Source organism: Sulfuritalea sp. (genome assembly GCF_031426875.1).
Classification (GTDB): Bacteria; Pseudomonadota; Gammaproteobacteria; order Burkholderiales; family Rhodocyclaceae; genus Sulfuritalea.
Map to the genome: position 1 here is coordinate 47,417 of NZ_JASJPC010000007.1, position 25,678 is coordinate 73,094.

Genomic DNA, 25,678 nt, shown 5'->3' on the forward strand with positions numbered 1-25,678 from the left:
GCTACCGGAATGTACGAGTTTGTACATGAGGACCGCCCAAGCCCCGATCCGGCTCGCGCAGTAGGTTGATTCGTAAGATCTCAGTCCCTGAAGTTGCCGTACTGCAAGGGAAAGTCGGTGATCGACTTCTTCACCAGCGCGATGGCTTCCTGTAGCAGGTCGCGCTTGGCACCGGTGACGCGCACGGCGTCGCCCTGGATGCTGGCCTGGACCTTGATCTTGCTGTCCTTGATCAGCTTGACGATCTGCTTGGCCAGTTCCTGCTCGATGCCGACCTTGATCTTGAGTTCCTGCTTGGACTTGTTGCCGCCGACCGACTGCACCGGACCGTGATCGAGCCGCTTGGTGCTTTCGCGTTCCTTTTTTTCCATTTCCGGAAACAGGATGTCCTTGATCTGGCTGAGCTGGAACTCGGAATCGCCATGCAGCGTGATGGTCTTGTCCTTCTCGTTCAGCTCGGCGCGCGCCGAGGTGCCCTTGAAGTCATAGCGGTTGCCAATGTGGCGCCCCGCCACGTCCACGGCGTTCTTCAGCGCCACCAAGTCGGCTTCGGAAGTGATGTCGAATGAAGGCATGGCGCTCTCTCCGGATCAGGCGAAATGGCAAACGTAATGGTAGGGCTCACCGGCGACTTCGATATCGAAGCTCGAATTGCCCGGCACCGTGAAGCTTTGCCCGGCGCCGCTGGTCTTCCAGTCCTCGCCCTTGATGCGATAGCGGCAGACGCCGGAGACGCATTCCATGATTTCCGGCACGCCGGTGTTGAAGGTCAGGGTCGCCGGCATGATCACGCCGACGCTCTTCTTCGTGCCGTCAGCGAGCTGCACGGTGTGGCTCACGCACTTGCCGTCGAAATACACATTGGCCTTCTTGAACACTGCGACATTATCGAATTGCGACATATCAGATTCCCCACATTTTTTGGATGATGAACTTGGCGACGAAACCGAGCATGCCGAACGACAGGACAAAGAACAGGATGAAGGTGCCAAGCTTGCCCGCCTTCGACTTCCAGGCCAGTTCGCCGATGATGAACAGCATGTAGAGCATGAAGGCGCCAAGGCCGAACGTCATGCCGAACTCTGTCAGTTGCTCCTCCGAAATGCCGAACATCGGCGCGTAATCCGTCTACCCTCGGTGCTTCGTCAGCCCTTCTTCTTGCCGGCCCGGCTCTCGGTCCTGTTTGCGCCAATGCGCAGGCGCAGCGCATTGAGGCGGATGAAGCCGTGGGCGTCCTTCTGGTTGTAGGCGCCGGCGTCGTCCTCGAAGGTGGCGATGGTCGGGTCGAACAGCGAATCGGACTTCGAATCGCGGCTGACCACGATCACGTTGCCCTTGTAGAGCTTGAGGCGGACCCAGCCGTTGACGTGCTGCTGGGTGTGGTCGATCAATGCCTGCAGGGCGCGGCGCTCCGGACTCCACCAGTAGCCGTTGTAGATCAGGCTGGCGTAGCGCGGCATCAGGTCATCCTTGAGATGCGCCTCTTCGCGGTCGAGGCAGACCGACTCGATGGCGCGATGCGCACGCAGCAGGATGCTGCCGCCCGGAGTTTCGTAGCAGCCGCGCGATTTCATGCCGACGTAGCGGTTCTCGACCAGGTCGAGGCGGCCGATGCCATGCTTGCCGCCCAGTTGATTGAGCGTGCCGAGCAGTTCGTGGGCCTTCATTTTCTTGCCGTTGATGGCAACCAGATCGCCGCACTTGAATTGGAGATCCAGATACTCGGCCTTGTCCGGCGCCTTCTCGGGCGACACGGTCCAGCGCCACATCGATTCCTCGGCTTCGGCGCCAGGATTTTCAAGGTGGCGGCCTTCGTAGGAGATGTGCAGCAGGTTGGCATCCATCGAATAGGGCGAGCCGCCCTTCTTGTGCTTCATCTCGACCGGAATGCCGTGCTTCTCTGCGTAGGCCATCAGCTTCTCGCGCGAAAGCAGATCCCACTCGCGCCACGGCGCAATGACCTTGACATTGGGCATCAGCGCATAGGCCCCGAGTTCGAAGCGGACCTGGTCGTTGCCCTTGCCGGTGGCGCCGTGGGAGATCGAGTTGGCGCCGGTCTTCTTCGCGATCTCGACCAGGCGCTTGGCGATCAGCGGCCGCGCAATCGAGGTGCCGAGCAGGTATTCGCCTTCATAGACGGTGTTGCAGCGGAACATCGGGAAGACGAAATCGCGAACGAACTCCTCGCGCAAATCGTCGATGAAAATGTTCTTCGGCTTGATGCCCATCTGCAGCGCCTTGGCGCGCGCCGGTTCCAGTTCCTCGCCCTGGCCCAAGTCGGCGGTGAAGGTCACCACCTCGCAGTTGTAGGTGTCCTGCAACCACTTGAGGATCACCGAGGTATCCAGTCCGCCCGAATAGGCGAGGACGACCTTGTTGTTTTCCTTGCTGCTTGATTTCTTTGCCGCGCTCATCGATCTTTCCTCAGTCATTCACCCTGCCCAGGAGCAGGAATTCCATAAGTGCTTTCTGCGTGTGCAGCCGGTTCTCGGCCTCGTCCCAGACCACGCTTTGCGGCCCGTCGATCACGTCGGCGGTGACTTCCTCGCCGCGATGCGCGGGCAGGCAGTGCATGAACACCGCATCCGGCTTTGCAGCGCGCATCATTTCGGCATCGACCTGCCAATCGGCGAAGTCGCGCAGACGCTCATCGTTCTCGGCTTCGAAGCCCATCGAGGTCCACACATCGGTGGTGACCAGATCGGCTCCGCGCGCGGCATCCATCGGATCGGCAAACTGCTCGAAGTGGCCCGTGCCATAGAGGCCGGCGCGCTCCGCTTCGACTTCGTAGCCGGGCGGGGTCGATACATGGACATTGAAATCGAGGACTTCCGCGGCCTGCAGCCAGGTGTTGCAGACATTGTTCGAATCGCCGATCCAGGCCACCGTCTTGCCCCGAATCGGACCGCGGTGCTCGATGAAGGTGAAGATGTCGGCCAGTATTTGACAGGGGTGGTATTCGTTGGTCAGGCCGTTGATCACCGGCACCCGCGAATGCCTGGCAAAGCGCTGGATGATGTCCTGCTCGAAGGTGCGGATCATGACAATGTCGCTCATGCGCGATATCACCTGGGCAGCATCCTCCACCGGCTCGCCGCGACCGAGCTGCGAATCGCGCGTATTCAGGTAGATCGCCGAGCCGCCAAGCTGATGCATGCCGGCCTCGAAGGAGAGGCGAGTGCGGGTGCTGGCCTTCTCGAAGATCATCACCAGGGTACGGTCCTGCAGCGGCCAGTGGCGCTGGTAGGACTTGAAGCGTGCCTTGATGATGCGCGAACGCTCGAACAGGTAATCGAGTTCGTCGCCGGAAAGATCCTTGAATTGCAGAAAATGCCGCGGCGCCGCCATGATCAGGCTCCGAGAAACTCTTTGATCAGGGCAACCAGGGCGGCGACCAGTTCCGCCCCTTCGGCGTCGCTCATGACCAGGGCCGGCAACAGGCGGACGACCTTGTCCGCGGTGACATTGATCAGCAGGCCGGCCGCCAGGCCGCGCTGGACCAGGTCGCCGCAGGGGCGATCCAGCTCGACGCCTATCATCAAGCCGTCACCGCGCACCTCGACCACGCCCGGAATGCCGGATAAGCCTTCGCGCAGACCGTTGCGAATCGCTTCGCCGAGTTTGGCCGCATGCGCCATGAGGCCGTCGGCTTCTATGACATCCAGCGTGGTCAATGCGGCGACGCAGGCCAGCGGATTGCCGCCGAAGGTGGAACCATGATTGCCGGGCTTGAATACGCCGGCGGCGCGTCCCGTCGCAAGGCAGGCGCCGATCGGCACGCCGGAGCCCAGCCCCTTCGCCAGGGTCATGACGTCGGGAACGATGCCGGCATGCTGATGCGCGAACCAGACGCCGGTGCGACCGATGCCGCACTGCACCTCGTCCACCATGAACAGCCATTCCTTCTGATCGCAGACCTGCCGCAGCGAACGCATGAAATCCTTGTGCGCAAGGTTGATGCCGCCTTCACCCTGAATCGGCTCGAACAGCACCGCCACAATGTTCGGGTTGCGCTCGGCCAGTTGCTCGATCGCAGCGAAGTCGTCGAACGGCACACGCACAAACCCGGTCACCAGCGGCTCGAAACCCGCCTGCACCTTACGATTGCCGGTGGCGGAAAGCGTTGCCAGGGTGCGGCCGTGGAAAGCCTGCTCCATGACGATGATCGCTGGTTGCTCGATACCGCGTTGGTGTCCATACAGCCGCGCCAGTTTGATCGCCGCTTCATTGGCTTCGCAACCCGAATTGCAGAAAAACACTTCATCCATGCCGGACAGCGCGGCAAGCCGATCGGAAGCGGCTTCGGCCTCGCTGATGCGATACAGGTTCGATGTGTGAATGAGACGGCCGACCTGCTCGCGCAACACCTTCACCAGTCGAGGATGATTGTGGCCCAGCGTATTGACCGCGATTCCAGCCAGGGCGTCGAGGTAGGCCTTGCCCTGCTCGTCGAACAGCCGGCAGCCCTCGCCGTGGGTAAAGGCAACCGGCAGCCGCCCATAGGTATTCATCAGATGCGGCATGAATGCACTCCGCGAAAACGTAGTTTCAGTGTAGGGTAATGCCGGCCTTATCGGCGCTTATCGTTGTTTAGCACCGCGACCGCAACTAAAAGCTCCACGCAAAAAACATACGGCGGCCGAAGAGCAACGCGGCCGCCGTGCTTGAAAACGCCTCTATACTAAGTGAAAAATTTGCCCCTGTACAGAGCAGCACAGCGGAGGATTCGGCAGTGCGGATGGCGATATTCAATCAGAAGGGCGGGGTCGGCAAGACGACTACTGCACTCAATCTCGCCGCCGCATTGGCAAGGAATTCCGTACCTGGCTTGCTGATCGACCTCGATCCCCAGGCGCATCTGACAGCGATACATGGCCAAGCACTGGGCGAGGCTCACAACAGTGTGTTCGCGCTGTATCAGGACAACCGGCCGCTCGATGAACTCGCCGTATTCTGGAACGGGGTAGGTCGCCTGATCCCGGCGCATGCCGAACTGATCAAGGTCGATTCCATCTTCGGCAAGGGGCCGGCCATCCTCAACCGGCTCAACAACGGCTTGCAGGCGCTGGAAGGGGCTGGCGGCGAAAGCGTCACCATGATCGACTGCTGTCCATTTCTTGGCGTGCTGTCGCTCAATGCGATTTTTGCCGCGGACAGGATATTGGTTCCCGTGTCCTCGGACTATCTGTCCCTGCGCGGCGCCCTGCAGATCGAGCACACACTGAAGGCGCTGGAGCCGGTAATCAAGCGGCGTATCGAACGCCGTTACCTGCTGACACGCTTCGACCGGCGGCGCAGGATGAGCTTCGAGATCCAGGATCGTCTGCGCCGGCAGTTCGGTGCCGAGCTATGCGAAACAGTGATTTCGGAGAATGTCGCCATCGCGGAGGCGCCGGCCATGAGTCGCGACATATTCAGCCACAACGCGTCCAGTCGGGGAGCCCTGGACTATCTGGCCTTGCTGGAAGAATTACGGACGGCGCGATTTCTCTGAAACTCCGGTAGCGCCAACCGGAGCGTGGCTGATGCCTGACGCAAGCTCAGCGAACGATGAGGTTTGCGACTTCCTCGAAGCTGGCCACCGGGACCCGAACGCTGCCGTGGTGGCAAACACATTCCAGAATCTGGCAATCGTGATACACCTGCCGCAGCTTGCGCTGGGCTTCGTGCTCGTCGCGGCCATGGATCATCAAATTATCCACAACCACGCCAAGCCGGGTCTTGATACGAAATGCATATTTTATGAACTGATGGGATTGCATAAAACCCCTTTCACTTCAATGAAGTCAGGTGATTATATGCAGTGACTTCGGCAAACTCAACCTATTTATATAATTTAGCAGGGGATTTCACAAATCAGTATGCCATACGTGGTTATACGGATATCCAGACAGGCTGCGGCAAATAAAAAAAGGCCGCCTCGATTATCGAGGCAGCCTTTTTTCGGAACCCTTGATACTGGGCGTTCAGAGTGCCTTGATGGCAGCCGAGAGGCGGCTCTTCGAACGCGCAGCGAGGTTCTTGTGCACGATGTTCTTGTCGGCAATCGAGTCGATGATCGGCTGCGACTCCTTGAACACTGCCTGCGCCGCGGTCTTGTCGCCAGCGTCGATCGCCTTGCGTACCTTCTTGATTGCGGTACGCAACGTCGAACGCAGGCTCATGTTATGAGCGCGCTGCTCGGTCGCTTGACGGGCACGTTTGCGGGCTTGGACGGTATTGGCCATGTGTCGATATCCGGTAGATCTTGGGAAAGCGCGTGATTATAGGGGGGTCTTCCTCCCATTGCAAGCAGCTTCTGCCCGCGACATCCCGGATACCATACAGGCGATGAATCTGCTCCGTGCTCTGGCCACCGTCAGCGGGATAACCCTGCTGTCCCGAATTCTGGGATTTGTCCGCGACTTCGTGATCGCCCGCAGTTTCGGCGCCGGCATGATGACCGACGCCTTCTTCGTCGCCTTCCGCCTGCCCAACCTGCTGCGCCGCCTGTTTGCCGAGGGCGCCTTCTCCCAGGCTTTCGTCCCCGTGCTGGCGGAATACCGCGGTCGCCGCGGCGACGAGGAAACCAAGAGCCTGGTCGATCGCGTCGCCAGCGTGCTGTTCCTGATCCTGATCGCGGTCACCGCGCTCGGCATGGCCGCGGCCCCCATACTGATCGCGGTGACCGCACCCGGCTTCGCCGCCGATGCCGAGAAGTTCCAGCTCACCGTGGAACTGACCCGGATCACCTTCCCCTACATCCTGTTCATGTCGCTGGTGGCGTTGGCAGCCGGCATCCTCAACACCTGGAGCCGGTTTGCCCTGCCGGCCTTCACGCCGGTCCTGCTGAACCTGTCCTTCATCGGCATGGCACTGATCGCCGCACCGTGGTTCGATCCGCCGGTGCTGGCGCTGGCCTGGGCGGTGTTTCTGGGTGGCGCGCTGCAACTGGCAATCCAGTTGCCCGCCTTGGCGAAGATCGGCATGTTGCCGCGCTTCGACCTGGCCTGGCGGGACGAGGGCGTGCAGCGCATTCTCAAGCTCATGGCACCGGCCGTGCTGGGCGTTTCCGTGGCGCAGATCAGCCTGCTGATCAACACCATCTTCGCCTCCTTCCTCGAAAACGGCAGCGTCTCATGGCTCTACTATGCCGATCGTCTGATGGAATTCCCGGCCGGACTGCTCGGTGCGGCGCTGGGGACCATACTGCTGCCGAGCCTCGCCAAGACCCATGCCAACGGCAATACAGAGGACTTTTCGGCATTGCTCGACTGGGGCCTGCGCCTGACCTTGATGTTGACCCTGCCGGCCTCGCTGGCGCTGGCCATGCTGGCGGTACCGCTGCTGGCGACCCTGTTTCAGTACGGTGCATTTGCCGCTGCCGATGTGCTGCGCACCCGCGAGGCGCTGGTCGCCTATTCGATCGGCCTGACCGGGCTGATCCTGGTCAAGGTGCTGGCCCCGGGCTTCTATGCCCGCCAGGACATCCGTACGCCGGTGAAGATCGCCCTGCTTACGCTGGCGCTCACGCAACTGATGAACATTGCCTTCATCGGCTGGCTCAAGCATGCCGGGCTGGCCTTGTCGATCGGCCTCGCCTCCTGCGTCAATGCCGGACTGCTCTGGCGCGGCTTGCGCCGGCGCGGCGTCTACCAGCCGCGACCGGGGTGGGGTGGGTTCACGCTGAAACTCGTCGCCGCGCTGATCGTGCTGGGTGGCGTGTTGTGGTTTGCCAGCGGCCGGGATGCGGCGTGGCTGGCGATGAGCGGCAGCCAGCGCGTACTGCGCCTGGCGGGCGTGGTTCTGGGCGGAATCGCCGGCTATTTCGCCACCCTGTGGCTGCTCGGTTTTCGCTTGCGCGATTTTCGGCGCAAAGCCGCCTAGTCAATCGCCGCGGGCGACACCTTCGCGACGCGGATCGACCGCGCCCAACCAACCCTCGGCGCTGCGCACGATCAGGTGCAGACCGCTGGTCATGTCGCTGCGCTGCACCGCATGGCCACGCCTTTCCAGCTCCTGCGCCAAGGCGTCCGGGACACGGCCGCGCTCGATTTCGGTCGCCCCGTTGCGGTTGCCGACATGCGGCAGAGCCAGCACCGCCGCGGGGTCCGTCTGGCCGTTGAGCAGCGCGACCAGGGTCCGCGCCACATAGTTGATGATGCGGCTGCCGCCGGGAGAACCCAGCACGGCATGGAGCCGCCCGCCGGCATCGAAGACCAGGGTCGGCGCCATCGAAGACAGGGGCCGCTTGCCCGGCTCCAGGCGGTTGGCGACAGGCTTGCCGTCGCGCTCGGCAGCTACGGAAAAGTCGGTGAGCTGATTGTTGAGCAGGAAGCCTCCGACCTGTATGCGGCTGCCGAAAGCGCTTTCGATCGAGCTGGTCAGCGCCACGGCATTGCCGGCCCGGTCGACAATCGAAACATGCGTCGTCGCCGGCAGTTCGGGCGCGTCATCGTCGGCCTGCGCGCGACCGGCCGGAAGTTCTCCCGGCTGGGCGACACCCATGCTGCGCTCGCGCTTGATCAGGCGCGAGCGCCGCTCCAGGTACCGGGAATCAAGCAGCGCGCGCTGCGGCACGTCAACGAAATCCGGATCGGCCAGGTAGCGCGCCCGATCGGCGTAAGTCAGGCGCCCCGCTTCGGCGAACAGATGCACCGCATCCGGGCCGGCCGGATCATCTGCTGGCGGCCCGCTGCGTTCCAGCAGGCCCAACAGTTGCAGCACGCCAATGCCACCGGATGAAGGCGGCGGCATGCCGCAGATGCGCCACCGACGATACTTGCCGCAGAGCGCAGCGCGCTGTTGCGGCCGGTAGTCGGACATGTCCACCGTCGTCAGCACTCCCCCGCGCTGCCTGATCGCGGCGGCAATGCGGCCGGCCAACTCCCCCTCATGCAAAGCATTTGCACCCGTCGCCGAAACAGCGCGCAGGACATCGGCGAACTCCGGATTGCGCAGGATCTCGCCGACCGGCTTCGCCTCGCCGCTCTTCGTGTAATAAAGTGCCCGCGCCGCCGCATCGCTGCGCAGCAATTGATCATCGCGCACCAGTCGATGCAGACGCGGCGAAATGACAAAACCGTTCTCGGCCAAGCGCAGCGCCGGTCGGATCAGGCGTTCCCATCTCAGCTTGCCGTGGCGTCGGTGCGCTGCTTCCAGCATGGCCACCAGACCTGGCACGCCGACTGCCCTGCCGGTCGCCAATAGTTCGCCGAAACCTGCCGGACTTCCGTCCGCGCGTCGCGCAAAGTTGGCGCTGGCGCCACGGGGAGCCGTCTCGCGGCCATCCCAGGCCGACACCCGCTGCTGCCTCGCATCCCAGTGCAGCATGAAGCCGCCGCCACCGATACCCGAGGACTGCGGCTCGACCAGGTTCAACACCCATTGCGCGGCGACGGCAGCATCCAGTGCATTGCCGCCCAGTTCCAGGATTTCCACGGCGGCATCGGTGGCATAGGCATTCGCAGTCACTGCCATGAAAGCGCTGCCGACCACCGCCGGTCGCGGCGCAAAACCGCTGGCCGCCTCCGGCTGCTCACCCTGCGCCCACGCCTGGGCGGTGCCAGCCAGAACGGCCAGCACCAAGAAAAAACGGGCAGCCCGCAGGCTGCCCGTTCGATTAAACATATTGCAAAGAATCACACCACCAGCGGCAGGATCAGCAGAGCCACGATGTTGATGATCTTGATCAGCGGATTCACCGCCGGACCCGCCGTATCCTTGTACGGATCGCCCACTGTGTCGCCGGTCACCGCAGCCTTGTGCGCTTCGGAACCCTTGCCGCCGTAGTGGCCGTCTTCGATGTACTTCTTGGCGTTATCCCAGCAACCACCGCCGGTGGTCATCGAGATCGCGACGAAGATGCCGGTCACGATGGTGCCCATCAGCACCCCGCCCAGCGCCCGCACACCGGCACCGGGGCCCATCAGCGCATTCATGCCGAAGGCCACAACCACCGGAACCAGCACCGGCAGCAGCGACGGGATCATCATTTCCTTGATGGCAGCCTTGGTCAGCATGTCGACGCAGGTGCCGTATTCGGGCTTGGCCGTGCCTTCCATGATGCCCTTGATCTCCTTGAACTGGCGGCGCACCTCGACAACGATGGCGCCGGCGGCACGACCGACCGCTTCCATGCCCATCGCGGCAAACAGGTAAGGCACCATGCCGCCGATGAACAGGCCGATGATGACGGCCGGATCGGACAGGTCGAAGGCGAACTTGACGCCGGGCTTGAGCGATTCCAGCCCATGCGTGAAGTCGGCGAACAGCACCAGCGCGGCAAGACCCGCGGAACCGATGGCATAGCCTTTGGTTACCGCCTTGGTGGTGTTGCCTACCGCGTCGAGCGGATCCGTAATGGCGCGCACGGAAGCCGGTAGTTCGGCCATTTCGGCAATACCACCGGCGTTGTCGGTGATCGGGCCGTAAGCGTCGAGCGCGACAACGATGCCGGCCATCGACAGCATGGAGGTGGCAGCGATCGCGATGCCGTACAAACCGCCCATGGTGTAGGAAGCCCAGATGGCGGCACAGACGGAAAGCACCGGCCACGCAGTAGACTTCATCGAGACGCCGAGACCGGCGATGATGTTGGTGCCATGGCCGGTGGTGGAGGCCTGCGCCACGTGCTGCACCGGCGCGAACTCGGTGCCGGTGTAGTACTCGGTGATATAGACCATCAACCCGGTAAGCACCAAGCCGATCACCGCCGCACCGTAGAGGCGCATATGCGAGCCGCCGCTGATCCCAAGTATGCTATCCAGAAGGTGATCGTCGATCAGTTGGGTCGTCATCGGGTAGAAGGCGATTAGCGCCAGCACACCGGCAACAATCAGGCCGCGGTACAGGGCGTTCATGATCTTGCCGCCCGGCGAAGCCTTGACGAACATCACGCCGATGATCGAGGCGATGATCGAGAAGCCGCCGAGAGCCAGCGGATAGATGACGGCTTGTTCGGCAAAGACAGGATTTACCTTCAACAGCAGCACGCCCAACAGCATCGTCGCCACTGTCGTCACCGCGTAGGTCTCGAACAAGTCGGCCGCCATGCCGGCGCAGTCGCCGACGTTGTCGCCGACGTTGTCGGCGATCACGGCCGGGTTGCGCGGATCATCCTCGGGAATGCCGGCTTCGACCTTGCCCACCAGGTCGGCACCGACGTCGGCGCCCTTGGTGAAGATGCCGCCGCCAAGACGGGCGAAGATCGAAATCAGGGAGGAACCGAAACCGAGGCCGACCAGCGGATGAATGATGTCTTCCATCCTGGCGCCGGTGCCGCCCAGCGTTTTCAGCACGGCGTAGTAACCGGCAACACCCAGCAGGCCGAGACCGACCACCAGCATGCCGGTGATCGCGCCGCCCTTGAAGGCGACGTTGAGCGCCTCATTGAGGCCGATGCGCGCCGCTTCGGCAGTGCGCACGTTGGCGCGTACCGAAACGTTCATGCCGATGTAACCGGCTGCGCCCGACAGCACGGCACCGATGATGAAGCCGACGGCGGTAGTGGTACCGAGGAATATCCAGATGGCTATCGCGAGCACCACGCCGACGATGCTGATCGTGGTGTATTGGCGATTCAGATAAGCTTGGGCGCCTTCCTGAATTGCCGCGGAAATTTCCTTCATGCGGTCGTTGCCCGCCGGTTGGGCCAGAATCCACTGGCTCATGATCCAGCCGTAAGCGATTGCCGCCACGGCACAGACCAGCGCAAATATCAGTCCTGCTGACATAAAATCTCCCCTGATTGATTAAAGTAATGAACCAAACGCATAAGTTTATCATGCGATCCTAAGGATGTTGCCGCAGGCACGGCAACTTATACCGCTTCAAACTTCATCGATTCTTCGGCGCTGCCGGGGGTGGAATGTTGCGTCGTATGTCGGGACGACTTGTCTGTTTCCGCCAGTATGCGCAAACGTCGATCGCAGATGCCAAAATCTGTTGATGGCCAAATCGGGTTGATGGATACCGACTGCGCATAATGCCGGATATAGTAGATATCGAATTGCAGGTTCGCCGCCTGCATGTGCTCGATGCTGAATTCATATTCGCTCGCATTCCGGATTCTCAATCCAGTCTGTTCAAACGAAAGGAAAGCCAGATCATGCCGCAGGGTAAGGTGTTAGTTGCTCAGGGAGGAGGACCGACCGCAGTCATCAACCAGTCGATGGCCGGCGTCGTTCTCGAAGCCCGCAAGTTCCGCAATGTCGAACTGGTCTATGGTGCGTATCACGGAGTGTCCGGCATCGTCAATGAGGAGTTCCTCGACCTCACCCAGGAAACCAGCCACAACATTGAAATGGTGGCCAATACGCCGTCTTCGGCGCTCGGTTCGACCCGCGACAAGCCTGACCTGAAGTATTGCCAGGAGATATTCAAGGTCCTCAAGGCGCATGGCATAGGTTACTTCTTCTATATCGGCGGCAACGACTCCTCGGACACAGTGCGCATCGTCAGCGAGGAAGCGCGCCGCGCCAACTATGCTTTGCGCTGCATCCACATTCCAAAGACCATCGACAACGACCTGGTCGGCAACGACCACACGCCGGGCTTTCCGTCGGCGGCGCGCTTTGTCGCCCAGGCGTTCATGGGAGCCAATCTGGATAACGCCGCGCTCACCGGCGTCTATCTGGCGGTGGTGATGGGGCGGCATGCCGGTTTTCTCACTGCCGCGTCGGCACTGGGAAAGAAATTTCCCGATGACGGCCCGCACCTGATCTATCTGCCGGAGCGCGTCTTCAGCGTCGAAAAATTCCTGACGGACGTCAAAGCCACCTACGACAAGTACGGCCGCTGCGTGATTGCCGCATCCGAAGGCATCCATGACAACCAGGGCACACCCATCATCACCCAGCTAAGCAGCCAGGTGGAGCGGGATGCCCATGGCAATATCCAGCTTTCCGGTACCGGGGCGCTTGCCGACCTGCTGTGCGACGAGATCAAGAACAAGCTTGGCATCAAGCGCGTGCGCGGCGACACCTTCGGCTATCTGCAGCGGTCATTCATGGGCTGTGTTTCGGATGTCGATCAGCGCGAGGCGCGCGAAGTCGGCGAAAAGGCCGTGCAATACGCCATGTGGGGCGATCGTGACGGATCGGTCGCGATCAAGCGCACCGGCTTTTACTCCGTCGATTACCAGTTGGTCCCGCTGGAAAGCGTGGCCGGAAAAACGCGCGTGATGGAAGATGAATTCATCGCCGCCAACGGTACCGACGTGACCGACGCTTTCCGTCTTTACCTGCGCCCCTTGCTCGGTTCCGGCATGCCGGACGCCTACCGGCTGCGGCTCAACAAGGTCGAAAAAATCCTGAATACCGGGAAATAAGCCGGTCGCCAAACCGGCGACTGATTCGCACCGATTGATCCGGGCTGTATGTCCCGGATCAATCGCCGAAGGCGATGCCCAGGTCCCGGCCGGTCTGCAGGGTGTCGCTGTCGGGCGGGACCGCCTTCATGCGACCGGCGACTTCCTCCAGCGCGACATAATTCACGTTGGGGAATCCGAGCGCCACCATGATGCCGGACTGTCCTTCCTCCAGCGCTCGAACCGCGGCAGTGCCAAAGCGCATGGCGGCGAGGCGATCGAAGGAAGTGGGACTGCCGCCGCGCAGCAAATGGCCCAGCACCACCACCCGGACATCCTTGCCGGTGCGGTCGCCGAGTACCCGCGCGACTTGTTCGCCGACACCACCGAGTCGCTCGGCATGACCGATCTCCGCCGGGGCCAATACTTCCCTGTGCCCATGGATGGGCTCGGCCCCTTCGGCTACCAACACCAGTGAATACATTCTGCCCTCGGCATCGCGAGCGCGGATCTTGGCGGCGACCTTGTCGATATCGAAGGGAATCTCCGGGATCAGGATGGCGTGAGCGCTGCCGGAAATGCCCGCATGCAGCGCGATCCAGCCTGCATAACGACCCATGACCTCGACCACCATCACCCGCTGATGGCTTTCCGCGGTACTGTGCAAGCGGTCCAGGCACTCGGTAGCAAACGCCACGGCCGTGTCGAAGCCGAAGGTGGTGAAGGTCTTGTCCAGATCGTTGTCGATAGTCTTGGGCACACCGACGACGCGCAACCCCTTCTGATGCAGGGCGTTGGCGATGGTGAGCGAACCGTCGCCGCCGATGGAAACCAGCGCATCGATTTCCTTGCGCGCAAAGTACTCGAGAATCTCCCCTGAAAGATCCATGTCCTTGGTCGTGCCGTCAGGCATTTTCATGGGGAAATGCAGCGGGTTGCCCTTGTTCGTCGTACCGAGGATGGTGCCGCCCAGATGCCCTATCCCGCGCACCTTTTCGCGGGTGAGGCGGGACACGCCGCCGTCCGGGTAGCGTTCGGGAAAGAGAATGCCGTTGAAACCGTCACGGATACCGTAGCATTCCCAGCCCCGATTGGCGGCGGCGATCACCACGGCCCGTATGACGGCATTGAGTCCGGGGGCGTCGCCACCCCCGGTGCACACGGCTATGCGACGGATGTGACTGGACATGAAACCTCCTACGCAAAAATGAGCCGGGCGCCTATTCCATCAGATATCGTCAGCTCAGCGCGGTGAACACGGCACTCTTGATCGAATCAAGCGAGCCAACACCGGCAACTTTGCTATGCCTGGGCGCGCCCTCGGCTCCTGTGGCGGACCACTTCGAATAGTAATCCACCAGCGGCTTGGTTTGGCTGTGATACACGGAGAGGCGTTTCCTGACTGTTTCTTCCTTGTCATCGTCGCGCTGGATCAGCGCTTCGCCCGTAAGGTCATCCTTGCCTTCGACCTTCGGCGGATTGAACACCACGTGATATGTGCGCCCGGAACCGGGGTGCACGCGACGACCGCTCATGCGCTTGATTATTTCATCATCGCCGACGTCGATCTCAAGTACATAGTCGAGCGCAATGCCTTGGGCGCGCAAGGCTTCAGCCTGGGGAATGGTCCGCGGAAATCCGTCGAACAGGAAACCCTTGGCGCAATCGGGCTGCTTCAGGCGCTCGGCGATCAGTCCGAGAATGATGTCGTCGGACACCAGGCCGCCGGCATCCATGACCTTTTTTGCCGCCAGACCCATCGGGCTCCCGGCCTTGACTGCCGAACGCAACATGTCGCCCGTCGATATCTGCGGAATTCCATATTTTTCGCAAATGAATGCTGCCTGAGTCCCCTTGCCGGCGCCAGGGGCACCCAACAGAATCAATTTCATAACTACCTCCCAAAATTTAGTTTATCTTCATGATTTAAAAGTGCTTTTTACTTTTTCGAGCAAGCCAAAACTTACTCCGAATCGATGCCGGCGTCAAACAGCCGGCGCACGCGTTCGAGGTCTTCGACGGTATCGACGCCCGGCGCCGGCGCATGATCGACGCTGACGACCTGGATCCGATAACCATGCCAAAGCGCGCGCAGCTGCTCCAGTGACTCGCAGCGCTCAAGCGGCGAGGCGGCAAGTTGTCCGAAACGCCGCAGGAAGCTCACCCGATACGCATAAAGGCCGATGTGGCGCTGCGCCGGAAGGTCCGCGGGCAACTCGCCAGGCCCGGCTGCAAAGCGGTCACGATCCCAGGGTATGGGAGCGCGGCTGAAGTACAGCGCGCGGCCGCGCGCATCGCAGACGACCTTGACCACGTTGGGATTGAAGAAATCGGCGGCTGCCGTCAGGGGATGGGAGACGGTCGCCATCGCCGCTTCGGGGTCGTCGCGCAAAGCCACGGCCACGGCCTCGATCAAGGCTGGATCGAGCAAAGGCTCATCGCCCTGAACATTCACCACGATGTCGGCGTCATTCCACTGCAATCGATCGGCCACTTCGGCGATGCGATCGGTGCCGCTGATGTGATCCGCCCGCGTCATCACGGCATCGAAGCCATGCCGGCCAACGGCTGCGACAATCCGCTCGTCATCGGTGGCGATCCATACGCCATCCACCCGTGCGCGCCGCGCAGCAGCCGCCACGCGAACAATCATCGGCTGGCCGGCGATATCGGCCAAAGGCTTTCCCGGCAGACGCGTCGAAGCGTAGCGCGCCGGAATGACGACGCGAACGGTCATCAGTATTCTTCAGGAGCCAACTGACGTGCCTCGTCTTCCAACATCACCGGAATGCCGTCCTTGACCGGATAGGCCAGCTTGCAGCCCTTGCAAACCAGTTCAGCGGCGGCCTTGCGGTTCTCCAGCGGCCCCTTGCAAACGGGACAAACGAGGATTTCAAGCAGACGGGTGTCCATTGAGTTTCTCCAGAACAAATGCGGCAAGGTCGGGGCTTACGTCTGCCGTTACGGGCAACACCCAAACCGGCAGCGACAAGGAAAGGCGGCTCAATTTTACGGCATCCTTTTCCGTCGTCAGAATGGCGTCGCCGGCAAACACGAGATCGCCGGCACAGTAATCGTGGTGATCGGCGAAGGAATGCCCGGCGAACACCAATCCCATCTCGTGCAGGTGACCAAAAAAGCGTTGCGGCGCGCCGATGCCGGCTACCGCGTGCAATTTTCGGCCTGCCAGATCGGCCGGCCCGCAGGTTATCCGCGAGTCGTCGAGACGGTGAAAGTGCCGGCCCAGCAAGCGCATCGCGAATATGGGGCGACCAAGAGTTGGCGCTGGCGACACGGCGTTGCCGTTCTGCACCACGGCATCGACCTCGGCCAGACGTGCGACGGGCTCCCGCAGAGGCCCGGCCGGCAGGCACCAGCCATTCATGATTCCTCGTTCATCGAATACCGCAATCTCGACGTCGCGCTTCAGGCGATAGTGCTGCAGGCCGTCATCGGCAAGAATCACATCGCATTGCGGGTGTGCCGCGAGCAGGGCGCGCGCCGCTGCCGGTCGGTCCCGGCCGACAAATACCGGACAGCCGGCACTGCGCGCCAGCAGCAATGGTTCGTCACCGACGGCGGCGGGATCGCTGCCGGCTGTCACTTCCATTGCCTGCGTGGCGTCGCTTCGATAGCCGCGACTGACAATACCCGGATGCCGCCCGAGCGCGCGCAATTGCGACGCCAGATGGATGACCAGCGGTGTCTTGCCGCTGCCGCCCACGGTGATGTTGCCGACTATCACCACCGGCACCGGCAGGCCTTCGCCCTGCAGCAAGCCGCTGCGATAAAGCGCGCGGCGCAAGGCGACGAGGGCGAGGAACAGCAGCGAAAAGGGATACAGCAGGCAGGCCAGCGGGCCACGTTGCCGCCAGACGGCGGCAAGTCCGCCGGCGTCAGCGTTGCGCCTGCTGCGTGGCAAAGGAAATGTGCGACAAGCCGGCCTGCTGGGCGGCCTGCATGACGTCGATGACGCTTTGATGGGCAGCCTTGGCGTCGGCGTTGATGATCACCACCGGTTCCTTGCCGCCTTCTGTCAGTCGCTTCATCGCATTGGCAATCGACTGGATGTCGCGCCCCTCGATCGGGGCGCGATTCACCATGATCTCGCCGGCTGCGGTGACCACCACATTGATTTCGTTCGGCTGTTCCTTGTTCTGGGTGGCGTCCGCCGTCGGAAGATTGATTTCCAACCCGGAAAATTTTGAATAGGTGGTGCTGATCATGAGAAAAATCAGGATCACCAGCAGCACGTCTATCATCGGGATCAGATTGATCTCGAGTTCTTCGCGCTGCCGTCCTCGCTGGAAGTTCATCGCCCTGCCCCTACCTGCGCTCGCCGTGCAAGACCTCGACCAGCTTCACCGCTTCCTGCTCCATCTCGACCAGGAAACCGTCGACCTGTGCCCGGAAGTGGCGATAAAAGATCATGCTCGGAATGGCGATGATCAGACCGAAACCGGTGTTGTAGAGCGCCACCGAAATACCGTGAGCCAGCGCCTGCGGATTGTTGCCCGACGACGTCGGCGAGCCGAAAATCTCGATCATGCCGACTACGGTGCCGAACAAGCCCATCAGCGGCGCAATCGAGGCAATGGTGCCCAGCGTGGTGAGGAAGCGTTCAAGTTCATGAGCCACTCCACGCCCCGCTTCTTCGATCGCCTCCTTCATGATCTCGCGCGAACTCCTGGCATTGCGCATGCCGGCCGCAAGCACTCGGCCCAGCGGGGAATGGGCTTCGAGGCGCGCCAGCGCAGCGTCGGATATTCCGCTTTGACGGTAGTCGGCCACTGCGCTTTGCAGCAGTCCGGCGGGAACGATCTTGGGGCGACGCAGTGCCGTGGCGCGCTCGATGATCAGTGCGACAGCGATGATGGACGCCAGCAACAGCGGCCAGATGGGCCAGCCGGCGGCCTGAATGATGGAAAACACGGGGGCAACTCCGGTGAGCGGGAAAGCGCGAACTTTAGCCCGAGTAGGCCGATTCGGCAATACAAACTGGATACCGGCCGCCAACACCTTTGTCGCCGCAGGTTGACGCCCTCCAGGCCGGTGCCTGACTCCACAAGCTTATCCACAAAATCTGTGGATAAGCTTGTGGATCACCATGTGCGAAACTCGCCGAACCGGCCAGCCGCAAGGGCTTGGGCTCGTCGGAGCAATTTTCGAACATTAAAAGTTTAACTATTAAACATATAGTTAGATGCCACCACCCGCGACAGCATGGCTCCCGGGCCTTGCCGCAGGGATGCTGCCCTCGGCGGATGCTGTAGAATTTTTTCCTCTACTCGAGGCCTTCAGCCAGCCCATGCTCGATCCAGCAACTGTCGTCACCATCAGCGAACTCAACCGGCTTGCGCGCCAGGCCCTCGAAAGGGAGTTTCCGCTGCTGTGGGTGGCGGGAGAAATTTCCAATCTGACCCGTGCCGCCTCGGGCCACGTCTACTTCTCGCTCAAGGATGAAGCGGCACAGGCACGCTGCGTGATGTTCCGCTCGCGCGCCCAGTCGATTCCATGGAAACTGGAAAACGGCCTGCAGGTCGAGGCGCGCGCCCTGGTGTCGCTGTATGAAGCACGGGGCGACTTTCAACTGAATATCGAGACGCTGCGTCGTGCCGGACTCGGCCGTCTGTTCGAGGCCTTCGCCCGCCTCAAGGCGCGACTGGAAGGCGAAGGCCTGTTTGGGCCCGAGCGCAAGCGCGTCCTGCCGCGTTTCCCGCGACGTATAGGAATTGTCAGTTCGCCGCGCGCCGCCGCCTTGCGCGACGTGCTGGCGGCATTGACGCGGCGCGCCCCGCATCTCACGGCGATCCTTTATCCGACCCTGGTACAAGGCGACAGTGCCGCCGGAGAAATCGCCAAGGCGATAGCGGTGGCTGGTCGGCGCAATGAATGCGACCTGCTGCTGATCGTCCGCGGCGGCGGCAGCATTGAAGACCTTTGGGCCTTCAATGAAGAGATCGTCGCCCGGGCGATTGCCGCCAGTCCGCTGCCGACGATCAGCGGCGTCGGTCATGAAACCGATGCCACCATCGCCGATTTCGTCGCCGACCTGCGTGCCGCAACCCCGACCGCGGCCGCCGAACTGGCCACGCAAGGATGGTATGAAGCGGCTGGCGAAATTGCAGCCCTGGGAACCGCCCTGACGCGGTCCATGCAGTACCGTATTGCCCGACAGCAGCAGGGACTGGATCACCTCTCGCTGCGCCTGATGCATCCGGCGACACGCCTGTCGCAAGCGCGTGACCGCATCGCCCTGCTTGGCTCGCAGCTCGATGCTTCCCTGGCGCGCGGATTGCGCCGGCATTGGGAGCGACTGAACCGTGCGGCTCTCGCCCTGGGTCGCAACATCCCGCGCACCGAACGACGCAGCGGACAACTTGGACTGCTGGCGCAGCGTCTGCGCACCGCTGTGCACAAACAGCAGCAGAACCGGACGAATGCCCTCGAAAACTTTGCGGCGGCACTTGCGCACCTCAATCCGGAAGCAATTCTGGCCCGCGGCTTTTCCATCGTTCGCGATGCCAACGGCAACCTGGTCACCGATGTTGCCCGTCTGCAGACGGGCCAAGCCGTGAGCCTTCATCTGGCGCGGGGCGAAGCCGAAGCGACTATCGTCAGAACGGTTTGCGACTAGCGGTCATTTGCCATATGAATTATTCTTGACTATAATAGTCAACTTTACTGCCTCATACCCAACTGCAACAGGAGAACCAAAATGGAACATACCCTCCCCCCCCTGCCGTATGCGATGGATGCTCTGGCGCCGCACATTTCGAAGGAAACCTTCGAATACCATTACGGCAAGCACCACCAAGCTTATGCGACCAACCTCAACAACCTGATCAAGGGCACCGAGTACGAGAACCTGGACCTTGAAGCCATTGTCAAAAAAGCACCGGCCGGTGGCATATTCAACAATTCCGCCCAGGTCTGGAACCACAGCTTCTTCTGGAACAGCATGAAAGTTGGTGGTGGCGGCACGCCGAGCGGCGCCCTGGCTGATGCGATCAACAAGAAATGGGGCGGTTTCGACGAGTTCAAGAAGGCCTTTCAAACCTCCGCCGTAGGCAATTTCGGCTCAGGCTGGACTTGGCTGGTGCAGAAGCCCGATGGCTCGGTGGATATCGTCAATACTTCGGGCGCCGGCACGCCGCTGACCAGCGAAAACAAGGCGCTGCTGACCATCGACGTGTGGGAACATGCCTACTACATCGACTACCGCAATGCCCGGCCCAAGTTTGTCGAGACCTTCCTCAATTCCCTGGCAAACTGGGAATTTGCGGCAAGGAATTTCGCCTGAGCAAGACGGCTCTGCACGGCTGAGCCGACATCAGGGAAGGGCGCCGCGCGGCGCCCTTTTCCATTTGAACACTGAGGAATCGGCATGGAATCCAGGATCACGGAACTCGAAATAAAGCTCGGCCTCAACGAAGATCACCTTGAAGAGATCAACCGCACGGTGTTTCGCCAGCAGCAGCAGATCGATCTGCTTCAGGCGCAGATCCGTGAGTTGTACCAGTTGATGCAACCTGGAGCGCCCAGTGAACCGCGGAATCCGCGCGACGATATTCCGCCGCACTATTGATTGAGCGTCACGCCGAAAAGCGACGGCCCTTCAGCGGCCGGCAGGCGCTTTTTCAATCCCGGTGATCGAAAACCCGGCACCCAGACCACGACTCCTGAACCAACCGAGATTCATTTCCAGGGCATAGCGCGCAGGCTTGGCGGAACAATGGTTGGCGTCCGTCTTGGGCTGCATGTCCTCGACGTTGATGATCTTGCCTTTTTCGTCAAGGAAAACCACCGACAGCGGCAGCAGCGTGTTGCGCATCCACATGCACTGGTTTGCGGCCTCTGGAAACACGAACAACATCCCGCGTTGAGGCGCCATGACCGTGCGCAACATCATTCCGGTCTGACGACTCTCGGGTGTCGCGGCGACTTCCGCTTCGATCCGGTGCATTCCGGCAAACAATTCGAGCAAGGGCAGTTGCGCCTGCTGAGCCCATCCCGGCATCGGAACGATCAGCGACAGCGCCAGCAACACTGTTCTCGACAACATCTTGAACCTCCTTCGACAAGCTCACTGCCGCGGGACCGCTGTACACCCCGACCAGGTGTGAAAAGCCAACTCCGGCCGTGGCGCTGGACTTAAACTTTCAGCGAATCGGCAGATTAATCGACAACCCCGGATCAATAGACAAAAAAATGGCAGGGGGAACCTGCCATTTTTTATCCCGGACTGCGGAAATTACTTGGCGGCTTCAGCTTTCTTGGCCTTCTTGGCCTTCTTGGCCTTCTTTTCAGCCTTGGCCGGAGCGGCATCAGCCTTCGGCGCGTCAGCCTTGGCGGCCGGGGCGGCCGGGGTGGCGGGGGTAGCCGGAGTGGCGGCAGCCTTGGCAGCCGGTGCAGCCGGAGTCGCCGGAGTCGCCGGAGTAGCAGCCTTCGGTGCGTCGGCGGCGAAAGCGGCGGTGGCAATCAGGCCGGCAAACAGGGTCGCGAGGAGCTTGGTCATGGTGTTACCTTTCGTTTGTTTGTAGGTGGGATTCTTTTAACACCGCGGAAACTCGCGGCGTCAGGTCCATTAACGCGGGGCCTTACAACGGGTTGACCTGCGACCTCGAATTCACGCCATTGTCCCGGCGCAAGCCCCGCCAAGGTCCACTCACCCACGGCCCAACGAATCAGCCGGAGTGTCGGAAACCCGACGCGGGCCGTCATTCGTCGGACTTGACGGTTTTTCCCCTCACGCAAGACCAATTCCAACCATGTGGCAGGAATTGCCGCACGATAGCGGATCGGCGGCGTCCTTTCCCAGAGGTCCTCCGGCTCGGCTATGCGACGCACCTGACATGGTCGCGTGCGGAAATCACCGAGGTCTACGCCTGCCGCGAGTTGCTGCAAGGCCGCATCGGTGGGGATGCCTTCCACCTGCACCCGATACTGCTTTGCCAACTTGTGCCGCGGATCGGCAATCCGCGCCTGCAATGCGCCATCGTCGGTCAATACGACCAAACCCTCAGAATCGACATCGAGGCGGCCGGCGGCATAAACCTTGGGGATGGGCAGATAATCAGCCAGCGTGGGCCGCCCTTGGGCATCGGTAAACTGGGTCAGCACCCCATAGGGCTTGTTGAAGAGAATGAGACGGCTCAAGCCAAGCAACCGTTGCCAAAGACGTTGCAAAAACGTTGGGATTCGGGATAGGGGAAGAAGTCCTGCATCGCCCCCCTGCGTATCTGCTCCTGGGTTTTCTGCCAGAACACCACGTCAAACAGATCCGGGTGATGGCGCATGAAGGCCTCCCGTATCTTGTCCGATACCAGCAAAAAAGTCTGGAATTCCTCGGGGAAAACATCCTGGCGTGACACCGAATACCAAACCTCTCCGGACATTTCGGCTTCAAAGTTCGGCGGCGGCGGTATGCGCCGGAACTTGCAGTCCGTCATGTACTCAATCTCGTCATAGTCATAAAAGACCACGCGGCCATAGCGCGTGACGCCGAAATTCTTCCACAGCATGTCGCCCGGGAAAATATTGGCAATGGCAAGCTCGCGAATGGCATTGCCATACTCGCGCACCGCTTCCTCCACCTGGTCGGCGCGACCCGTCTTCTCCGCTTTCTCGAGGTATAGATTGAGCGGCTCCATGCGGCGCTCGATATACAAATGCCTGATGATCAGATCGTCACCATCCTCTTCCATCAGCGACGGCACTTCCTTGTTCAACTCATCGATCAGTTCTTGTGAAAAGCGCTTGCGCGGCAACGCCACATTGGAAAACTCCAGCGTGTCCGCCATGCGGCCGACGCGATCCACCTGCTTGACCAACTGGTACTTGCGCCGCACCGTGTCGTGATCGACTTCCTTCGAGCTGCCGAAGACGTCCTTGATGACCTTGAACACGTAGGGATAGGACGGCAGAGTAAATACCAGCATGACCAGGCCGCGAATACCTGGCGCAACGATGAACTGATCCGCCGAATGATGCAGATGAAATATCAGGTCGCGGAAGAACATGGTCTTGCCCTGCTTGCCCAGTCCGAGCATGGTGTAGAGCTCCGAGCGCGGCTTGTTGGGCATGATCGAACGCAGAAACTGGACATAGCCGGAAGGAACTTCCATGTCGACCATGAAATAAGCCCGCGACAATGAAAACAGCACCGCAATCCGCCATGCGTCGAGGATGACTGTATCGAGGTAGAGCTTGCCGTCCGGCGTATGCAGCACCGGAACCGTGAACGGATACTCAAGAGCCCCGTTGACGGCCTTGCCGATCACATAGGCACCCTTGTTGCGATAGAAGGCCGAGTTGAGTACCTGAATCTGCAGGTTGGCTTCACGCGCGGGAACCGTACCAAGATGGGACTCGATGCTGCGCAAAATGAAATCCACGTCGCGGTCCAGGTCGTCGAATTCCCGTGCCCAGCCGAAATCGACGAAAACCTGGCGGATCGACTGGCGAAAGCCAGATTCATTTGGGTAGTAACAGCGGTAGGTGGGTGGATCGGACTCAATGTACTCGGTAGAAACCGCCGGTCGCACAAAAATGAAATCGTTGTGGAAGTAGGTACGGTGAAAAATCTGGCAGAACACCGAGTTGAAGAAAGTCTCGGCCAGTTCAGGCTGCTTGTGGTTCGTCAGCAAACCGATGAACTGAAGCTTCGCCTGTTGCCAGACGCTGTCGCTCAGGCTATCCGCAGTCAAGTCACGACGCAGTCGCTCGGTTGTCTCCCGGACGCGATCGTCGTAGAACTGGATGCGATCCCTGACGGCCTGCTGACCTTCCTGCCAGCGCGCCTGATCAAAGCGCTGCTTGGCCAGTGCCGAACTCGCATGGAACAGCCGATAGTGCTTGTTGAAGCCATCGACCAGCACGTTGGCAATGGATTCGGAAATCAGGTCATCGGATGAGCCAGCGAACATGGTGCGAATTTGGTTAGGCTTGATCGTGGCGATTCTAACAGTGCGCCCCGCAGCGGCTTTCCTTGCGCAACGATGGCTGGAGGAGGCCAGCTTTTTGGAGCATAATAAAAATTGATATATCCCGCATCCCTCTCGATTCTCAACACACCATTAATAACGGAGCAGGCATGAGCACTTCCCTAATCAAGGTTCCCGCACAAGGCCAGAAAATTGTTCCCGGGCAGCCGACCCCCGACAATCCCATCATTCCTTTCATCGAGGGCGATGGCATTGGCGTTGACATCACCCCGGTCATGCAGAAAGTCGTGGACGCTGCGGTCCTGAAATCATATGGTGGCAAGCGCAAGATTTCATGGATGGAAGTTTATGCCGGAGAAAAGGCCACCCGGCTATATGGGCCGGATGTCTGGCTGCCGGCGGAGACGATCACCGCATGCAAGGACTACTCGGTCTCCATCAAGGGACCTCTAACCACTCCGGTCGGCGGCGGCATCCGTTCGCTCAATGTTGCCTTGCGCCAGGAGATGGATTTATACCAGTGCGTGCGCCCGGTGCGCTATTTCAGAGGCATCCCCTCGCCGCTGAAGGATCCGAGCAAGACCGACATGGTGATCTACCGCGAGAACACCGAGGACATCTATTGCGGCATCGAATGGCAGGCCGAATCTGCGCCCGCAAAAAAGCTCATTAAATTCCTGCAGGAAGAAATGGGAGTAACGAAGATTCGTTTTCCCAATACTTCGGGCATCGGCATCAAACCGGTTTCGCGCGAAGGCACCGAACGCCTGATGCGGGCCGCCGTGAACTACGCAATCGCCAACAAGCGCAAGTCGGTCACGATTGTGCATAAGGGCAACATCATGAAGTACACCGAGGGCGGGTTCCGCGACTGGGCCTATGCCCTGGCGAAAAACGAATTTGGCGGCGTGGAAATCGACGGCGGCCCGTGGCTGAAGCTGCCCAACGGCATCGTCATCAAAGACGCCATTGCCGATGCCTTCCTGCAGCAGATTCTGTTGCGCCCGGCGGAGTATGACGTGATCGCCACACTCAACCTGAACGGCGACTACATTTCCGATGCTCTGGCAGCCCAGGTTGGGGGTATCGGGATTGCCCCGGGTGCCAACATTTCGGATCTCTACGCCTGCTTCGAAGCGACCCACGGCACGGCGCCGAAATATGCCGGTAAGGATTACGTAAATCCGGGTTCGCTGATCCTCTCGGCCGAAATGATGCTGCGCCACATGGGCTGGACCGAAGCGGCGGACCTCATCATCAAGTCAATGGAAGCTGCCATCGGCGACAAGGTCGTGACCTACGATTTCGCCCGCCTGATGGAAGGTGCCAAGGAAGTGAAGTGCTCGGCATTTGGCCAGGCAATGATTGATCGCATGTAATTAACGATCCGCCATCTGTAATAAAAAACAAAGCCCGCCCGACGTAAGTCGGGCGGGCTTTGCCT

29 protein-coding genes are annotated in these 25,678 nt (G+C 60.8%); 8 read left to right on the forward strand and 21 right to left on the reverse strand.

Annotated elements, in window-relative coordinates:
* Window positions 1–80: 80 nt before the first annotated feature.
* Genes RMO95_RS03175 through RMO95_RS03200 form a run of 6 tightly spaced genes read right to left on the reverse strand, consistent with a single transcriptional unit; the run spans window position 81 to window position 4,523 of the window.
* The gene (locus RMO95_RS03175) at window positions 81–575 is read right to left on the reverse strand and encodes a YajQ family cyclic di-GMP-binding protein (RefSeq protein ID WP_310449142.1); all 495 of its coding nucleotides are present in this window, start codon (window positions 573–575) and stop codon (window positions 81–83) included.
* Window positions 576–590: 15 nt separating this feature from the next.
* Complete coding sequence (locus RMO95_RS03180) at window positions 591–902, reverse strand: pyrimidine/purine nucleoside phosphorylase (RefSeq protein ID WP_310449143.1); 312 nt, start codon at window positions 900–902, stop codon at window positions 591–593.
* A 1-nt stretch (window position 903) separates the two neighbouring features.
* Window positions 904–1,113: a DUF2788 domain-containing protein gene (locus RMO95_RS03185; RefSeq protein ID WP_310449144.1), complete on the reverse strand. Its 210-nt coding sequence runs from the start codon at window positions 1,111–1,113 to the stop codon at window positions 904–906.
* Between the two features lie 32 nt (window positions 1,114–1,145).
* Entirely contained in the window at window positions 1,146–2,414 is a 1,269-nt protein-coding gene (locus RMO95_RS03190) for an argininosuccinate synthase (protein ID WP_310449145.1), read from the reverse strand.
* 10 nt (window positions 2,415–2,424) lie between these two features.
* Window positions 2,425–3,348: an ornithine carbamoyltransferase gene (gene argF / locus RMO95_RS03195; protein ID WP_310449146.1), complete on the reverse strand. Its 924-nt coding sequence runs from the start codon at window positions 3,346–3,348 to the stop codon at window positions 2,425–2,427.
* Window positions 3,349–3,350: 2 nt separating this feature from the next.
* Window positions 3,351–4,523 carry an aspartate aminotransferase family protein gene (locus tag RMO95_RS03200; RefSeq protein ID WP_310449147.1) on the reverse strand — a complete coding sequence of 391 codons (1,173 nt, stop codon included), beginning with the start codon at window positions 4,521–4,523 and terminating at the stop codon, window positions 3,351–3,353.
* A gap of 215 nt (window positions 4,524–4,738) precedes the next feature.
* Here RMO95_RS03200 and RMO95_RS03205 point away from each other — a divergent pair, with 215 nt between their 5' ends.
* Window positions 4,739–5,494: a ParA family protein gene (locus RMO95_RS03205; protein WP_310449148.1), complete on the forward strand. Its 756-nt coding sequence runs from the start codon at window positions 4,739–4,741 to the stop codon at window positions 5,492–5,494.
* A gap of 31 nt (window positions 5,495–5,525) precedes the next feature.
* Entirely contained in the window at window positions 5,526–5,807 is a 282-nt protein-coding gene (locus RMO95_RS03210) for a hypothetical protein (protein ID WP_310449149.1), read from the forward strand.
* A gap of 159 nt (window positions 5,808–5,966) precedes the next feature.
* On the opposite strand, the gene rpsT is transcribed toward RMO95_RS03210, so the two are convergent.
* The gene (rpsT, locus tag RMO95_RS03215) at window positions 5,967–6,227 is read right to left on the reverse strand and encodes a 30S ribosomal protein S20 (protein WP_310449150.1); all 261 of its coding nucleotides are present in this window, start codon (window positions 6,225–6,227) and stop codon (window positions 5,967–5,969) included.
* A gap of 103 nt (window positions 6,228–6,330) precedes the next feature.
* Here rpsT and murJ point away from each other — a divergent pair, with 103 nt between their 5' ends.
* Entirely contained in the window at window positions 6,331–7,866 is a 1,536-nt protein-coding gene (gene murJ / locus RMO95_RS03220) for a murein biosynthesis integral membrane protein MurJ (RefSeq protein ID WP_310449151.1), read from the forward strand.
* Here the strand turns inward: murJ and ggt are convergent, their stop codons facing one another.
* From ggt to RMO95_RS03235, 3 genes are all read right to left on the reverse strand, one after another.
* On the reverse strand, window positions 7,867–9,609 hold the full coding sequence (ggt, locus tag RMO95_RS03225) for a gamma-glutamyltransferase (protein WP_310449152.1): 1,743 nt from the start codon (window positions 9,607–9,609) through the stop codon (window positions 7,867–7,869). It abuts the gene before it with no gap.
* A gap of 11 nt (window positions 9,610–9,620) precedes the next feature.
* The gene (locus RMO95_RS03230; protein ID WP_310449153.1) at window positions 9,621–11,714 is read right to left on the reverse strand and encodes a sodium-translocating pyrophosphatase; all 2,094 of its coding nucleotides are present in this window, start codon (window positions 11,712–11,714) and stop codon (window positions 9,621–9,623) included.
* A gap of 86 nt (window positions 11,715–11,800) precedes the next feature.
* Window positions 11,801–12,010 carry a hypothetical protein gene (locus RMO95_RS03235; protein ID WP_310449154.1) on the reverse strand — a complete coding sequence of 70 codons (210 nt, stop codon included), beginning with the start codon at window positions 12,008–12,010 and terminating at the stop codon, window positions 11,801–11,803.
* Between the two features lie 78 nt (window positions 12,011–12,088).
* Here RMO95_RS03235 and RMO95_RS03240 point away from each other — a divergent pair, with 78 nt between their 5' ends.
* On the forward strand, window positions 12,089–13,309 hold the full coding sequence (locus RMO95_RS03240; protein ID WP_310449155.1) for a 6-phosphofructokinase: 1,221 nt from the start codon (window positions 12,089–12,091) through the stop codon (window positions 13,307–13,309).
* Between the two features lie 58 nt (window positions 13,310–13,367).
* Here RMO95_RS03240 and RMO95_RS03245 read toward each other — a convergent pair whose 3' ends face one another.
* From RMO95_RS03245 to RMO95_RS03275, 7 genes are all read right to left on the reverse strand, one after another.
* Window positions 13,368–14,477 carry an ATP-dependent 6-phosphofructokinase gene (locus tag RMO95_RS03245; RefSeq protein ID WP_310449156.1) on the reverse strand — a complete coding sequence of 370 codons (1,110 nt, stop codon included), beginning with the start codon at window positions 14,475–14,477 and terminating at the stop codon, window positions 13,368–13,370.
* Between the two features lie 49 nt (window positions 14,478–14,526).
* Window positions 14,527–15,180 carry an adenylate kinase gene (adk, locus tag RMO95_RS03250; protein WP_310449157.1) on the reverse strand — a complete coding sequence of 218 codons (654 nt, stop codon included), beginning with the start codon at window positions 15,178–15,180 and terminating at the stop codon, window positions 14,527–14,529.
* Window positions 15,181–15,251: 71 nt separating this feature from the next.
* Window positions 15,252–16,025 carry a 3-deoxy-manno-octulosonate cytidylyltransferase gene (gene kdsB / locus RMO95_RS03255; protein ID WP_310449158.1) on the reverse strand — a complete coding sequence of 258 codons (774 nt, stop codon included), beginning with the start codon at window positions 16,023–16,025 and terminating at the stop codon, window positions 15,252–15,254.
* A complete protein-coding gene (locus RMO95_RS03260) occupies window positions 16,025–16,201 on the reverse strand; it encodes a Trm112 family protein (RefSeq protein WP_310449159.1) in 177 nt (58 codons plus the stop codon). Before RMO95_RS03260 ends, kdsB begins: the two co-directional genes overlap by 1 nt.
* On the reverse strand, window positions 16,182–17,210 hold the full coding sequence (lpxK, locus tag RMO95_RS03265) for a tetraacyldisaccharide 4'-kinase (RefSeq protein ID WP_310449160.1): 1,029 nt from the start codon (window positions 17,208–17,210) through the stop codon (window positions 16,182–16,184). Before lpxK ends, RMO95_RS03260 begins: the two co-directional genes overlap by 20 nt.
* Complete coding sequence (locus RMO95_RS03270) at window positions 17,185–17,604, reverse strand: biopolymer transporter ExbD (protein ID WP_310449161.1); 420 nt, start codon at window positions 17,602–17,604, stop codon at window positions 17,185–17,187. The genes lpxK and RMO95_RS03270 overlap by 26 nt, the downstream gene beginning before the upstream one ends.
* A 10-nt stretch (window positions 17,605–17,614) precedes the next feature.
* A complete protein-coding gene (locus RMO95_RS03275) occupies window positions 17,615–18,220 on the reverse strand; it encodes a MotA/TolQ/ExbB proton channel family protein (RefSeq protein ID WP_310449162.1) in 606 nt (201 codons plus the stop codon).
* A gap of 376 nt (window positions 18,221–18,596) precedes the next feature.
* Here RMO95_RS03275 and xseA point away from each other — a divergent pair, with 376 nt between their 5' ends.
* The 3 genes from xseA (at window position 18,597) to RMO95_RS03290 (ending at window position 20,876) form a co-directional block, all read left to right on the forward strand.
* Complete coding sequence (gene xseA / locus RMO95_RS03280; protein WP_310449163.1) at window positions 18,597–19,925, forward strand: exodeoxyribonuclease VII large subunit; 1,329 nt, start codon at window positions 18,597–18,599, stop codon at window positions 19,923–19,925.
* A gap of 81 nt (window positions 19,926–20,006) precedes the next feature.
* Entirely contained in the window at window positions 20,007–20,591 is a 585-nt protein-coding gene (locus tag RMO95_RS03285) for a superoxide dismutase (protein ID WP_310449164.1), read from the forward strand.
* Window positions 20,592–20,675: 84 nt separating this feature from the next.
* Window positions 20,676–20,876 carry a SlyX family protein gene (locus RMO95_RS03290; protein ID WP_310449165.1) on the forward strand — a complete coding sequence of 67 codons (201 nt, stop codon included), beginning with the start codon at window positions 20,676–20,678 and terminating at the stop codon, window positions 20,874–20,876.
* A 30-nt stretch (window positions 20,877–20,906) separates the two neighbouring features.
* Here the strand turns inward: RMO95_RS03290 and RMO95_RS03295 are convergent, their stop codons facing one another.
* From RMO95_RS03295 to aceK, 4 genes are all read right to left on the reverse strand, one after another.
* Window positions 20,907–21,335 (reverse strand): DUF192 domain-containing protein, encoded by a 429-nt coding sequence (locus RMO95_RS03295; protein WP_310449166.1) that lies wholly within the window; start codon window positions 21,333–21,335, stop codon window positions 20,907–20,909.
* Between the two features lie 207 nt (window positions 21,336–21,542).
* Window positions 21,543–21,806: a hypothetical protein gene (locus tag RMO95_RS03300; protein WP_310449167.1), complete on the reverse strand. Its 264-nt coding sequence runs from the start codon at window positions 21,804–21,806 to the stop codon at window positions 21,543–21,545.
* Complete coding sequence (locus RMO95_RS03305; RefSeq protein ID WP_310449168.1) at window positions 21,803–22,447, reverse strand: pseudouridine synthase; 645 nt, start codon at window positions 22,445–22,447, stop codon at window positions 21,803–21,805. The genes RMO95_RS03300 and RMO95_RS03305 overlap by 4 nt, the downstream gene beginning before the upstream one ends.
* Complete coding sequence (aceK, locus tag RMO95_RS03310; RefSeq protein WP_310449169.1) at window positions 22,444–24,216, reverse strand: bifunctional isocitrate dehydrogenase kinase/phosphatase; 1,773 nt, start codon at window positions 24,214–24,216, stop codon at window positions 22,444–22,446. Before aceK ends, RMO95_RS03305 begins: the two co-directional genes overlap by 4 nt.
* A gap of 167 nt (window positions 24,217–24,383) precedes the next feature.
* On the opposite strand from aceK, the gene icd reads away from it, so the two are divergent.
* A complete protein-coding gene (gene icd, locus RMO95_RS03315) occupies window positions 24,384–25,613 on the forward strand; it encodes an NADP-dependent isocitrate dehydrogenase (protein WP_310449170.1) in 1,230 nt (409 codons plus the stop codon).
* Window positions 25,614–25,678: the final 65 nt, after the last annotated feature.

Coding starts and splice junctions, on each gene's coding strand:
- RMO95_RS03175 (WP_310449142.1), bottom strand. CDS start 575: ATGCCTTCATTCGACATCACTTCCGAAGCCGACTTGGTGGCGCTGAAG.
- RMO95_RS03180 (WP_310449143.1), bottom strand. CDS start 902: ATGTCGCAATTCGATAATGTCGCAGTGTTCAAGAAGGCCAATGTGTAT.
- RMO95_RS03185 (WP_310449144.1), bottom strand. CDS start 1,113: ATGTTCGGCATTTCGGAGGAGCAACTGACAGAGTTCGGCATGACGTTC.
- RMO95_RS03190 (WP_310449145.1), bottom strand. CDS start 2,414: ATGAGCGCGGCAAAGAAATCAAGCAGCAAGGAAAACAACAAGGTCGTC.
- argF (WP_310449146.1), bottom strand. CDS start 3,348: ATGGCGGCGCCGCGGCATTTTCTGCAATTCAAGGATCTTTCCGGCGAC.
- RMO95_RS03200 (WP_310449147.1), bottom strand. CDS start 4,523: ATGCCGCATCTGATGAATACCTATGGGCGGCTGCCGGTTGCCTTTACC.
- RMO95_RS03205 (WP_310449148.1), top strand. CDS start 4,739: ATGGCGATATTCAATCAGAAGGGCGGGGTCGGCAAGACGACTACTGCA.
- RMO95_RS03210 (WP_310449149.1), top strand. CDS start 5,526: ATGCCTGACGCAAGCTCAGCGAACGATGAGGTTTGCGACTTCCTCGAA.
- rpsT (WP_310449150.1), bottom strand. CDS start 6,227: ATGGCCAATACCGTCCAAGCCCGCAAACGTGCCCGTCAAGCGACCGAG.
- murJ (WP_310449151.1), top strand. CDS start 6,331: ATGAATCTGCTCCGTGCTCTGGCCACCGTCAGCGGGATAACCCTGCTG.
- ggt (WP_310449152.1), bottom strand. CDS start 9,609: ATGTTTAATCGAACGGGCAGCCTGCGGGCTGCCCGTTTTTTCTTGGTG.
- RMO95_RS03230 (WP_310449153.1), bottom strand. CDS start 11,714: ATGTCAGCAGGACTGATATTTGCGCTGGTCTGTGCCGTGGCGGCAATC.
- RMO95_RS03235 (WP_310449154.1), bottom strand. CDS start 12,010: ATGCAGGCGGCGAACCTGCAATTCGATATCTACTATATCCGGCATTAT.
- RMO95_RS03240 (WP_310449155.1), top strand. CDS start 12,089: ATGCCGCAGGGTAAGGTGTTAGTTGCTCAGGGAGGAGGACCGACCGCA.
- RMO95_RS03245 (WP_310449156.1), bottom strand. CDS start 14,477: ATGTCCAGTCACATCCGTCGCATAGCCGTGTGCACCGGGGGTGGCGAC.
- adk (WP_310449157.1), bottom strand. CDS start 15,180: ATGAAATTGATTCTGTTGGGTGCCCCTGGCGCCGGCAAGGGGACTCAG.
- kdsB (WP_310449158.1), bottom strand. CDS start 16,025: ATGACCGTTCGCGTCGTCATTCCGGCGCGCTACGCTTCGACGCGTCTG.
- RMO95_RS03260 (WP_310449159.1), bottom strand. CDS start 16,201: ATGGACACCCGTCTGCTTGAAATCCTCGTTTGTCCCGTTTGCAAGGGG.
- RMO95_RS03270 (WP_310449161.1), bottom strand. CDS start 17,604: ATGAACTTCCAGCGAGGACGGCAGCGCGAAGAACTCGAGATCAATCTG.
- xseA (WP_310449163.1), top strand. CDS start 18,597: ATGCTCGATCCAGCAACTGTCGTCACCATCAGCGAACTCAACCGGCTT.
- RMO95_RS03285 (WP_310449164.1), top strand. CDS start 20,007: ATGGAACATACCCTCCCCCCCCTGCCGTATGCGATGGATGCTCTGGCG.
- RMO95_RS03290 (WP_310449165.1), top strand. CDS start 20,676: ATGGAATCCAGGATCACGGAACTCGAAATAAAGCTCGGCCTCAACGAA.
- RMO95_RS03300 (WP_310449167.1), bottom strand. CDS start 21,806: ATGACCAAGCTCCTCGCGACCCTGTTTGCCGGCCTGATTGCCACCGCC.
- aceK (WP_310449169.1), bottom strand. CDS start 24,216: ATGTTCGCTGGCTCATCCGATGACCTGATTTCCGAATCCATTGCCAAC.
- icd (WP_310449170.1), top strand. CDS start 24,384: ATGAGCACTTCCCTAATCAAGGTTCCCGCACAAGGCCAGAAAATTGTT.